This is a genomic window from Stenomitos frigidus ULC18 (genome assembly GCF_003003795.1).
In the GTDB taxonomy this organism is placed as follows: domain Bacteria; phylum Cyanobacteriota; class Cyanobacteriia; order Leptolyngbyales; family Leptolyngbyaceae; genus Stenomitos; species Stenomitos frigidus_A.
In genome coordinates this window covers 1-11,955 of record NZ_PVWK01000073.1, presented here as the reverse complement: position 1 = coordinate 11,955, position 11,955 = coordinate 1, and the positions used below count along the sequence as shown (strand labels likewise).

Genomic DNA, 11,955 nt, shown 5'->3' with positions numbered 1-11,955 from the left:
GCAATCTCTCCCCACTACGCCATATATGATGCTTATTTCAGGGTAGCTGTTGGTACTTTATTTTTGAGCGAGTCCCTTAGGACTTGTTAAAAAATAACTGCATACGTTTGGATTAGCGATCAGCGATCAGCGGTCAGCTTTTCTCTAATGGCTGACCGCTGACGGCTGACGGCTACAGTCCATGACGTTATTTCTTTAAAGCTCCTTAGGATGACAAACTGATGATGCAGTAGAGCTACGGCATTGCCATGTCCCTACTAGATTTAGGGGTTATTTAATTTGCGATGCTGAGCAACCAAACGCTCATACGCCTCTGGTTAGTAGCTGTCGTCACCGGGAATCCGATCGCCTGCTAATTCAACGCGACTTTGTTCCAACGAAGCATTGCGAATTGCCAGCCACTGACGAAATAGCTCGAATCCCTTTAAGTCGCTGACCTGATAATTCCGAACAGCGCGATCGAGCTCTTGGGGTGTCTTGAAAACTGGAACCGTGCCTTGAAGTTCTTGCATGGTTGTCTCCGCATTATGTGCAGTTGGATGTATCTGTATTATTCCGCAGAAATCCGATACATAGATGAAGATAACAAAAAGTATCTTAGGCTACGATTTATGTTTTTATGAATCAAGCCAGCGGTAGTAAAAGTTCAAACTCTGTTCCAGTCGCAAAATGCTGCTCGCTCAAAGCCTTCGAAAGCATGTTGCACGGCGCTCCGTCAGTGGCAGTCTGAGGTTCTTCAGAGGTTGCATGCCGCGAACGAAGCTCGAATTTTCCTCCATGCTTAGCTGTAATAATCTGGTAGCTCACAGCCAGACTGGTTTCTTTCTCTGCCCGTTTTTTTACTGAGAACGACTCTAGAATGCGTGCCTGGTCTTCAACCGCTAAACCAGGACCATTATCCGCAATGCGGATCGCGATCCAGCGAGACGGCTTACCATCTACGATCGTGGTACGAATTTCAGTTGTGATGGCGATCGTTGGCTTAGCAATGTAAGACGGCGGGTGCGGCTTGGCTTCGAAGTCTTGCTTTAGCTGCCGATTCACGGCTTGATCAATTAAAGCATCCACAGCATGACTTAAAATATTCATGAAAACCTGGTGCAGTTGACCTGCGAAGCACAGCACTGGCGGCAGGTGCCCATAGTGCTTCACCACCCGAATGTCGCTGGTAAGACGACTTTTGAGCAGCAGCAGAATGCTATCGATCAATTCATGTAGGTCAGCTGGTTTCGGGTAAACCTCATCAATGTGGCAGAAGTTTTGCAAACTGCTGGCTAGCTTTGATAGACGGTCTGCGCCGGTGCGAATGCTTGCGATCGTACGGGGTAAATCCTCCCGAAGGTAATCGATTTCCACTTCCTCTCGTAGTTGCACGAGCTCATCAGAAAGATTCCCTGAATGGGCTTCGTAAGCACTCAACAGTTGCAGAAGACTGTCACTATAAGTAGAAACGTGACTAAGATTCCCCCAAATGAAACTCACGGGATCAAGAATTTCGTGAGCCACACCGTCTACTAAGCGCCCCAAGCTTGCCATTTTGTCGCTTTGAATCAGCTGTACTTGAGTGCGCTCATACCGTACCTGAGTTTCAATCCCGCGAATTTGCCAGTAGGCAATGTTGAGAGCATGAATATCCAACAAATGGTAGGTCTGGGGATCCACCTGCACGACGATCGGTTCGCCTAGCAATGCAGGCGATCGTCGTAATGCTTGCTGCGCTGCCATAATGATCGGTGTTCTTCCATCTAGTAGCAGCAAATCACTACGGGCATAGCTATATAAAACCCGCAATGGTGCCTGCAAAAAAAGTTCGACACCGTGAGGTCGGATTAAGTATTCAAGCAGTCGGCGACGAGACAGCATACCGGCAAACTGCCCTGCCTCTAGCAGTACAACTCCAGGTAACAGTGGGTGTTGCTCAAATACGTGAGCCAGTTCTGTGCCCAGGCAGTCTAACTCAAGGTAAAAGTCGTAGCGCTCCAGTTCCTGAAGGGTTGCTTCCAGGTGGAATGTCTGCAACCGTCCCTCTAAAAGTGTCGGCGGTAAGACGGATTGGGAGTACTCGCTTGGCACACGGTGGCAAAACAATTTCATCGCTCCGATCGCAGTAAAGAGCACGAATAAACGGGCTACACCGATTAGCTCCACTTAGTCTGCCCAAATTTGAGACGATTTAACGTTACCTCAAACCGCTACGCTGCCGCCCACTCAAGCCTCAGTTCGGTAAACCGTACAGATTAAAAAGTTGCAATTGTATCTAACCTTCGGTAGATTAGCACTCAGGGGCTGAGAGTGCTAACTCAGTCCGATCGCTAAAATAACCTGAATCTTTTGTTCAGTTTAACCTGCTAGTTTGGGAGAATTTTGTATGGCAGCCGTAACTCTGAGCGTATCTACTGTTAAGCCGCTGGGTGACCGTGTTTTTGTGAAAGTGACCGCTTCTGAGGAGAAGACCGCTGGTGGCATTCTTCTGCCTGATGCTGCGAAAGAAAAGCCTCAGGTTGGTGAAATCGTTGCCGTTGGTCCTGGCAAGCGCAGTGACGATGGTTCTCGCCAAGAGCCTGAAGTGAAGATTGGCGATAAGGTGCTTTATTCCAAGTATGCAGGCACTGATATTAAACTTGGCACGGAAGAATACGTTCTGTTGTCTGAAAAAGACATTCTGGCGATCGTCGCTTAGGAGTTAAGAGTTCTAAGTTTTGAGTTTTGAGTTATCCCATAGCAGTGATAACCAAAACTTGAGGCTTGAGATTCAACATTGGTACGCGATTTCAGCTCGAAACTCATCACTCAACACTTAAAACTACTGGAAACTATGGCTAAGCGCATCATTTACAACGAAAATGCTCGTCGCGCCCTTGAAAGGGGTATGGATATTCTGGCTGAGGCAGTGGCTGTCACCCTTGGGCCTAAAGGTCGGAATGTCGTGCTGGAGAAGAAGTTTGGCGCTCCTCAGATTGTGAACGATGGTGTCACGATCGCCAAAGAAATCGAACTTGAAGATCATGTGGAAAACACTGGTGTAGCCCTGATCCGCCAAGCTGCTTCCAAGACTAACGATGCAGCGGGTGATGGCACCACAACGGCAACTGTACTGGCGCACGCGATCGTCAAAGAGGGTCTGCGGAACGTCGCTGCTGGCGCGAATGCCATTTCACTGAAGCGTGGCATCGACAAGGCAACGAACTTTTTGGTCGATCGCATTGCAGAGCATGCTCGCCCTGTAGAAGACTCCAAAGCGATCGCTCAGGTGGGCGCAATCTCTGCTGGTAACGACGACGAAGTCGGTCAGATGATTGCCAACGCGATGGATAAAGTGGGCAAAGAGGGCGTGATTTCCCTCGAAGAAGGCAAGTCCATGACGACCGAACTGGAAGTCACAGAAGGGATGCGCTTTGACAAAGGCTATATCTCCCCTTACTTCGCCACTGACACCGAGCGCATGGAAGCGGTGCTTGATGAGCCTTTCATCCTCATCACCGACAAAAAAATCACTCTGGTGCAAGACCTGGTGCCCATCCTGGAGCAAGTCGCTCGCTCTGGTCGCCCTCTTGTCATCATTGCTGAAGACATCGAAAAAGAAGCGCTCGCAACCCTGGTGGTCAACCGTTTGCGCGGTGTGCTGAATGTCGCTGCCGTCAAGGCCCCTGGCTTTGGCGATCGCCGTAAGGCAATGTTGGAAGACATCGCTGTGCTCACAGGCGGTCAAATGATCACTGAAGATGCGGGTCTGAAGCTGGATACCACCAAGCTCGAATCGTTGGGTAAAGCTCGTCGCATCACCCTTACCAAAGACACCACCACGATCGTTGCTGAAGGCAACGAGAAGGCTGTTAAAACTCGTGTGGAGCAAATCCGTCGTCAAATCGAGGAAACCGAGTCCTCTTATGACAAGGAAAAACTGCAAGAGCGTTTGGCGAAGCTGGCTGGTGGCGTTGCCGTCATCAAAGTCGGCGCAGCAACCGAAACCGAAATGAAGGATCGCAAGCTCCGTCTGGAAGATGCCATCAACGCCACTAAAGCGGCTGTTGAAGAAGGTATCGTTCCCGGTGGTGGTACCACTCTGGCTCACCTGTCTCCTGAACTGGAAACTTGGGCAAACGCTAACCTCAAAGGCGAAGAGTTGATTGGTGCGTCGATCGTCGCTCGTGCGCTAGCAGCTCCCCTGAAGCGGATCGCTGAAAACGCGGGTCAAAACGGTGCAGTCATTGCTGAGCGCGTCAAAGAGAAGGAGTTCAATGTTGGCTACAACGCCGCGACGAACGAATTCGTTGACCTGTTTGCCGCGGGTATCGTTGACCCTGCGAAAGTCACCCGTTCGGCGCTGCAAAACGCGGCTTCGATCGCCGGTATGGTCTTGACCACCGAATGTATCGTTGTAGACAAGCCTGAACCCAAAGATGGCGCTCCTGCTGGTGGCGGCGGCGGCATGGGCGGCGGCGACTACGACTACTAATTGGGGTATCGGGTCTGGGGTGTCGACACTCCAAACCCGAAAATTTATAGAAAGGGGCGATCGCTTTTTCGAGAGCGATCGCCCCTTTTTTGCGTTCATTTTGTACAACGACGTGTAGCGTTACACTGGTCATAACGTCATTGCACAACGACAATGCAAACAAAGGAACAACACTACTATTCACCAGAAGCGTATCTGGAACTCGAAGAAGCAGCGGCGTTCAGGAGCGAATATTACAAGAGCATTACCCACCTCGTAATAAACGGTCATAGTCTGCGTGAGTTCCAATCCAGAACCATGCCATAGCACCATTTTCTTCTACTGCTAAAGCGCGATAGTGGATGCCAATTCGTACTGACCAGAACTGTCCCACCTTCTTGAAGTGCAGCGATGGATACCGAGAATCTTGCTTGAGTAACGCATAGCAACGATTAGCCAATGCTTGAATCTCGTCCGGTAACTGGCGATAGTGATACCAGAAATCAGGGGTTGCGCGATGTCTCAAAGGTCAGTACAACGTCCTTCCCGTAGATGTTGAAGCGCCTGTTCAGCCAGCCCATCAAGCCGACCCGCTGCAACATCTTCTTCAAACTGCCGATCCCATAGCTCTGCATCGAACTCTGCAAACCAAGCTCGGAAAGCAGCAAGCTCCTCTACAGATAGCTGACTGACGGCACGTTCAATCTCTTGCAAGTTACTCATACATTTGAAGAAAAAGCAGCAATTTGCACAGCATCTTCCTGATCATACTGCCGGATCTGAATTTGGCTAGAACGCAACCGAGTTTTGCAAGTTGAGGTCTTGTAACTGGTTTTAAGGTGCCCCTTCATCAGCTAGACTTCCCATCCGATCGCTGACCTGATGCTTTAAGGATTGTCTGGTTCTGCCTCGCTGGCTGAGTTAGTAGATGGAGGAAGCCCCATCTCTGCGCAATCGCGATCGCTGATTGTGCCATCAGCCATAGTAGTGTGACATAGTTTTGCAAACTCTAGTTGCCTACCCATCAGTCCCCTGACGTCAGTTAGGTTGGCACCGATGAGCAAAGAACTGTCGAGTATGGTACGACGGAGGTTGGCATTGCTGAGGTTAGCACCAATGAGATTAGCACCACGGAGGTCGGCATATGCGAGATGGGCACCTTCTAATTCGGCACTGTTGAGTAGCGCACTACTGAGCTTAGCGCCGGGAAGGTCAGCGTTGTGAAGTAGGGCACCACTGAGGTCAGCATTGCCGAGGAAGGCACTTTTGAGGCTGCCACCTTCGAGATTCGCACTTTTGAGGTTAGCACCTTCAAATTTGGCACCTTCGAGTTGGGCACGATAGAGATCAGCACTGTTGAGGTTGGTATCGCTCAAGTCCAGCGACTTCTGATCTGGATCATTCTTTACTTCCCGTCTTCCGATCACTGTTAATGCGGCTTGCACATCTTTCGTTACTGGCATTAGTTTTGCCTCAGTTTCACTCTGTGGCTGCAAGTAATGTTCTGCAAATGACTCTTTTACTTGAGGCTTTTGGATTGGTTCGACTGGTGACCTTTCCCGCACAAACGCTGTCAACACTTCCATAATCGTCCAGTGGTCACGCACAGAGTCTTGGGCAATGCGTTCGAGGGCATAGATACCACCAAGCCTTACCTCGATCTTGTCACTGCCCAACTGCTCAACTGCTTTTGAGAAGCGTTCGGTGATCAGTCGTGATTCGGTCAATTCAGCGTTCCGATTCGCGACTCTGAAGTTCAGGTATAAGACGATGCCGCCTACGATCGTTGCCAGTGTGCCAATGCCTCCGACGATCGCTTTTACGATCTCCAGTGAGGCGTTGAACTGCTTTTGAGTTGCATCGGTGGGAGTCTGTTGAAGCTGTGCCCAGTCCTGCACAACTCTTAAACCCCAAGAACCCAACCAGCCAATCAGCACAACCAAGATTGTCGTACTCAACACCAGCAAGAGCCAAGTCCTAAGATTGACCCGTTTGAATGCGCTGGCGATCGTCTCGAACTGCCGCTTTAACATCGGTTAACCGAGAGTATACTGTTACCCACAACGATCAGCAGGAGTTTAACTAAGGAATTGTACTCAAGACATTGAGCAACGCTTGACGGTAGATTTCGATGCCAGCAGCGTTGAGATGAACACCATCAGTTGTTAATGATGCTTTTAGCGTTTTGCCGTCAAAAAGCGGCTGAAGTGCTGCGGTTTCGACGGGTACATTTTCGGCCTTGGCAACGTCATCAATGAGTCGATTAATCGCTTCCACACGAGGAATGGGGCCTGCCAGTTCTGGTTTTTTGCTGGCAGCGAGAGTAGAGTAAAAGGCGGGAAGCAGCACGATCTTAGGTGTGCTCACTACCGACCCAGAGTTGATGTTATTGCCATACAGAAGCGTGGGTGTCCCGAGTTGACGAGTCAGCGCGATCGCCTCTTTCAGATTCTGGGTAAAGCGATCGTCTGCGATGGTGTACCAGGCATCATTAGTGCCGATCGCGATGATCGCTTTCTCACACGTCACCTTCGTAGCCGTCAGTTGTTTGAGTTGTTCAACTAGCGAAACGCTGCTCATGCCGCCGATCGCAAAATTGGCAGTGTGTTCCCCCAGCGCATTAACCAACGGCGCTGAAATCGAATCGCCAAAGAGACAGGCTTGATACTGCTTCTTTTGACTGGTTGTTGCTTGATACTCGACGAACGTTTGCCAAAAGGGCATGTCGGGCAGCGTATCGGTAGGCGGCTTAGGGCTGGAAGCACCGACCACGTTAAGGGCATTCGGAAGATCGAGACTAAGCTGCTGATCGGGATAGGTCTCTAAGAAGCTGAGAAGACTAAGTCCCTGCTCTTTAATACCTAGAACGGCTGCTGCTCTTAGTGCCTGCACCCCTGCACGATCGCCCCCAACGATCGCCGTCGCTAGCTGCTGGAGCAACTTCACGCCCGTTTTACCGTTCAGCACGCGATCGAGCGCCACTAAATCGATTGGCAGCTTGATTTGGAGCAGCGATCGGAATTCCTGTTGTTGCTCCTGACTGGCAAAGCGTAAGAATCCGTTTAAGGCAGGCGATACCGTCTTTGTTTCAGCGTATTGTCGTAAATCGACAACGGGTAATGACTGCTCAAACAAACCATAGCGAACGGCAATTTTTTCCGCTGCCAACGTGGGTGTTGCGACCAGGCAAAGCACTGCCAGTACGGCACTGCTAAGTAATAATCCATACCAATAACGCGGCATAAACTCTTCCCATTATTCCATTCACATAGCTCAGACCAGGTGAGCCTGCAGAGAGCATGGCATACCTGGCTCGATCACGCTACACTTCTGCTGGTTTTCCGATGCCAATCCGTTAGGCATCAGTCTCTAACGGTATCCTGACAGTAAAGGTTGTCCAGCCGTCTGCACTGGACGCTTCGATCGTACCTTGTAACTGTTCAATGAGCGTTTTGACGAGTGCCAACCCTAAACCCGTGCCCCGATGCTGCCAGGGATTGTTGCTGGGAATCCGGTAAAACTTATCGAACACTCGTTCAAGTTGATCAGCAGAAATTTCGACTCCAGAGTTGCTTACGCTGATTTGCATATGCGATTGCGGCATGACGTTCGATGGCTCCACAGCCTTCACTCCCAGGACGATCGTTTCGTTAGCGGGGGTGTACTTACAGGCATTTTGCAGCAGTTCATTGAGAATACGTTCCAGATAGGAATAATCGGTCGTCAAGGCTGGTAACGGTGTTGTCATGCGGGTCTCCAAACGCTGCTGCTGTTGGCTGACGCGATCGGTAAAGGAGCTGACCAATTGAGCCAACCAAACCTGGAGATCTACAGTGCTGCAATTGAGTGGTTCGGTTTGTTGCTCCAGCCGAGAAAGATCGAGCAAATCATCAATCAAAAGCGTTTCACGCTGACACTCATCGCGTAAGACCTGAAAGTATCGAGCGGCTCGCTGAAATGACGACGGCTGCAAAACCAGTGAAGAGGGTTCAGCTGTTTCTCGTGGTCGTCCATCTTCCGTTTGCAACAGCACCACTTCCAGCATTTGCGTAGCCATGCGGATGCTAGCCATCGGTGTCCGCAATTCATGAGAAACTGTGCTCACAAAATCGTCTTTAAGTCGATTGAGCTTTTCAAGTTCAGCCACCTGCGCCTGTACTGCTTGATAAAGGCGCGACTGCCGAAGAGCGATCGCACACTGATTGGCGACTTGCTGCACCAACCGCACTTCCTGCTCTGAAAAGATGTAATCGGCATGATTGACGAGCCGCAAATCTCCTAACACACCCTGATCATCCACGATCGGACAAGCCAGACGTACGACGCGCTGCTGTGTCGAGCGCACATCTAACCCACAGTACTGAAAATGCTGACCGTCTAGGAGCTGCTGGTAGACCCCTGGAAACAGTGACATAGGGATCAGATGACCTTGTACCAGCGCTAATGCCGTTGTGTATTCATAGCGCACGTTAACTGTCTGCTGGGGCAGATTATAGACCGCAACACTGCACGCGCTCACGCCAAGCGTTTGGGCCAGTTCTTCTACAACGGCTCGTAAAATTTGGTCTTCGTCCAGGCTGTCACGCACGCGATCGGCGATCCGCTTGAGCGTTGCCTCAAAGGTGAAGGCTTGCTGTAGGAGTACAGTACGTTCCTGCACCTGTTCCTCCAGTCGTGTGTTGAGCTGCTGCACTTGCTGGTAGAGTTGAGACTGCTGAATGGCGATCGCTAACTGATCGCCTACGGCTTGAGTCAGCTCAAGTTGCCAGTCTTGCCAAACAAAGGGTTCTGGCCCCTGAATCAATGTAATATTTCCCCAGACGGAGCCACCCACCTGTAAGGGTACAGCCAGCCATGCACCTGGAAAGGTTTGGGCTAGGATCTGGGTCATTTCATTTGCCACCTTACTGGCATCGTCTAATCGCACTACTTCAAGTTGTTTAAGCCGTGCCGTAATGGGGTTGCCTTCATCGGGGATTTCTAACCCCACCACGTCCAAGCCTACAGGTGCGACATCCGGGTTGCGCCTGTAGCTGGCCTGATGCACCCAAACGCTTTGCTCTGGTAGATACTGCAAAATGTTTGCTTGCTCAACCTGCAGCAACCTGCCAATTTCCGCTACGGTTGTGTGAAAAATGGTGTTCAGATCTAAGGAATTGCGAATGGCCTGGATGACTTGGCTGAGTGCTTGCTCTCGTTGCGCCTGCTGATACATTTGCTGGTAGAGCTGACTTTGGTGGATAGCGATCGCCACTTGAGCCGCAAGATTTTTGAGTAATTCGATCTCTGAATCTTGCCACCGTCGTGGTTCAGCGCACTGCTGCACGGCTAGTAGCCCCCACAGGTGAGTGCCTTGCTTTTGTTTATGCTGTTGCTGTGTTTGAGAAGAGGGCACTAAAACCGGAATCACCAGATTTGCTCTGATTTGGAATGACGTCAGCAACTCCACATAACACTCGGCTAGCCCAGCCTTGAGCACATCGGCCGTGCTGCTGATGTTGCCGTCCATATATGGCAACAAGCAATCTGCCATCACAAGACAAGGGTCAAACAAGCGACGACCCAGCATCGGCGTCCAACCATCGCCCACTGCCTCGACAATGACGAACCCACTCCAATCTGGCTCGAAGCGATACATCACAACACGATCGGTTTGAAGCAGTTGACTCACTTCGGTGACCGTTGTGTTGAGAATCTCATCCAGATTGAGTGACTGACGAATCCGTTGGGCGATCGCGACCAGCAACCGCTCCCGCTTTGCCTGCTGACGTAAGGTCGCTTCTGCCTGTTTGTATGCAGTAATATCACGACTAACGCACAGCAAGAACTCGACGCTGCCATCCTGCGCAAATTCTGGCACCACCCGCGACTGATAAATCTTCAAACCAGCAGGCGTCAGAAATTGGAACTCAGTAATCCTCTCCTGGCCTGTGTTTAGCACCTCTTGCAGCGTCTCACCCCAACGTTCTACCAGCTCGGTGGGCATTCCCAATTCAGCGTTGGTGTAGCCAATAAACGCGTCTGCAGGGATGCTAGTGGCTGCCTCGACCGCCGGATTGACGTAAACGTGACGCAATTGTCGGTCAAAGCGCGCCACAATATCGGGAGAATTCTCTGCCAGTGCTCTAAATTCTTCCTGGCGACGATGTAGCACCGCTTCTGCCCGCCTGCGTTCAGTCACATCCTGAAACACCAGGATACTACCTGTAATTTCACCCTTCTCATTTCGAATCGGTGCTGCCGTCTCACTAATGGTTCGCTCTAGCCCATTTTTAGTTTGCAACAAACAGTGATCCGAGATGCTCACGCTCTTTCCCTGTTGGATTGCCTGCAAGAGGGGGCTTTCGATCGCTTCCCGCGTTTCAGCGTGGATTAACCGCAGAATCAAATCGGCAGAAGACCCAAGTGCCTCTGCTTGTCGCCAACCGGTGAGATCTTCAGCCACTGCATTCATAAAGGTAATGCAACCGTTGCGATCGGTGGCGATCGTGCCATCGCCGATACTGGCCAAGGTTGTGGCGAGCCATTGTTCGGCTTGCTCTAGCTGTTGCTCCAGCTGATAGCGGCGTAGAGCAATATTGATCGTTGTGTGCAGTCCGATCTGGCTGAAGGGTTTAACAAGATAGCCAAACGGTTCGGTGGCAACTGCGCGTTGCAGCGTCTGATCTTCAGCATTCGCCGTAATGTAGATAATGGGAATGCCCAAGTGCTCATGAATTTGGGTGGCAGCAGCAATGCCATCCAGCCCACCTTCCAGCGAAATGTCCATCAAAACCAGATCGGGCTGAATCCCTACTGCCACTCGAACAGCTTCTGCTCCTGATGTCACACTCGCCATGACAGTATGTTCAGAATGCTTCAAAAACTCCTGAATCATTAAGGCAGAAACAATTTCATCTTCAACAATTAAAATTCTTGCCATACAGGGGCGGTTATTCCTGGCAGACGGAGCAAAGCACAACAATACTATTCTTGCCTTGCTTTAACGAAATCGAATCAGGAGAAATGAGGATCTTTCAATTGCAAATAGCTCCTAGTAATGTGTTGCTGCGTAAGTGAGACAGGGAACCTAATGCTGCTCTTGTGTAGCTTTTGATTGGCGGCTGTGGCGAAAAGCAAAACGGCTGTAGGTACCATTCAGACCGTTAATGTAGCAGATTTGACTAACAGAATCCATACAATCACGGCTTTGCCGCAGCCAAACCGTTCAAATTGAGTCATTGTCATAAGAACAATCACCAAGCATCAGGAGCCTGGCTCAATTAAGCGATCGAATTAGTGGCTCGCTTCGTTGTCCCTAGATAAGCCGTTTTCTGACGCAATGCTAACGTTTTCAGATAAACGCTTTAAGTCTACAGACCCTATTGTTAAGTCTGTAGACCCTATTAAGTAGGTAGGCAGAATTAAATACAAGATGGACGCAAGTTGGGTTGAGAGACTCAACGCATGTGTTTAGCGTTGTTGTACGGGAATCAGTAACCCGGAATCCTTGGATCGGTGTTTAAGGTGGAAGAAGCCGA

General features: G+C 50.4%; 9 protein-coding genes. 2 read left to right on the top strand and 7 right to left on the bottom strand.

What is annotated here, in order from left to right; genetic code table 11:
• Nucleotides 1-317 precede the first annotated feature (317 nt).
• Together C7B82_RS12625 and C7B82_RS12620 are read right to left on the bottom strand one after the other, a co-directional pair.
• On the bottom strand, nucleotides 318-512 hold the full coding sequence (locus C7B82_RS12625; RefSeq protein ID WP_106256646.1) for a hypothetical protein: 195 nt from the start codon (nucleotides 510-512) through the stop codon (nucleotides 318-320).
• 112 nt (nucleotides 513-624) lie between these two features.
• On the bottom strand, nucleotides 625-2,094 hold the full coding sequence (locus tag C7B82_RS12620) for a sensor histidine kinase (protein WP_106256647.1): 1,470 nt from the start codon (nucleotides 2,092-2,094) through the stop codon (nucleotides 625-627).
• A gap of 274 nt (nucleotides 2,095-2,368) precedes the next feature.
• Between C7B82_RS12620 and groES the strand changes: the two genes are divergently transcribed.
• Both groES and groL read left to right on the top strand, forming a co-directional pair.
• The gene (gene groES, locus C7B82_RS12615) at nucleotides 2,369-2,680 is read left to right on the top strand and encodes a co-chaperone GroES (protein WP_106256645.1); all 312 of its coding nucleotides are present in this window, start codon (nucleotides 2,369-2,371) and stop codon (nucleotides 2,678-2,680) included.
• Nucleotides 2,681-2,815: 135 nt separating this feature from the next.
• Nucleotides 2,816-4,456, top strand: coding sequence for a chaperonin GroEL (groL, locus tag C7B82_RS12610; protein WP_106256644.1), 1,641 nt, complete (start codon nucleotides 2,816-2,818; stop codon nucleotides 4,454-4,456).
• 244 nt (nucleotides 4,457-4,700) lie between these two features.
• Here groL and C7B82_RS12605 read toward each other — a convergent pair whose 3' ends face one another.
• The 5 genes from C7B82_RS12605 to C7B82_RS12585 form a co-directional block, all read right to left on the bottom strand.
• Nucleotides 4,701-4,961 (bottom strand): ParE family toxin-like protein, encoded by a 261-nt coding sequence (locus C7B82_RS12605; RefSeq protein ID WP_106256643.1) that lies wholly within the window; start codon nucleotides 4,959-4,961, stop codon nucleotides 4,701-4,703.
• A complete protein-coding gene (locus tag C7B82_RS12600) occupies nucleotides 4,958-5,158 on the bottom strand; it encodes a hypothetical protein (protein WP_106256642.1) in 201 nt (66 codons plus the stop codon). Before C7B82_RS12600 ends, C7B82_RS12605 begins: the two co-directional genes overlap by 4 nt.
• Before the next feature lie 164 nt (nucleotides 5,159-5,322).
• Nucleotides 5,323-6,468, bottom strand: a complete 1,146-nt coding sequence (locus C7B82_RS12595) for a pentapeptide repeat-containing protein (RefSeq protein WP_106256641.1) — start codon at nucleotides 6,466-6,468, stop codon at nucleotides 5,323-5,325.
• Nucleotides 6,469-6,517: 49 nt separating this feature from the next.
• On the bottom strand, nucleotides 6,518-7,678 hold the full coding sequence (locus C7B82_RS12590; RefSeq protein WP_106256640.1) for an SGNH/GDSL hydrolase family protein: 1,161 nt from the start codon (nucleotides 7,676-7,678) through the stop codon (nucleotides 6,518-6,520).
• Nucleotides 7,679-7,790: 112 nt separating this feature from the next.
• Nucleotides 7,791-11,357: a GAF domain-containing protein gene (locus C7B82_RS12585; protein ID WP_106256639.1), complete on the bottom strand. Its 3,567-nt coding sequence runs from the start codon at nucleotides 11,355-11,357 to the stop codon at nucleotides 7,791-7,793.
• Nucleotides 11,358-11,955: the final 598 nt, after the last annotated feature.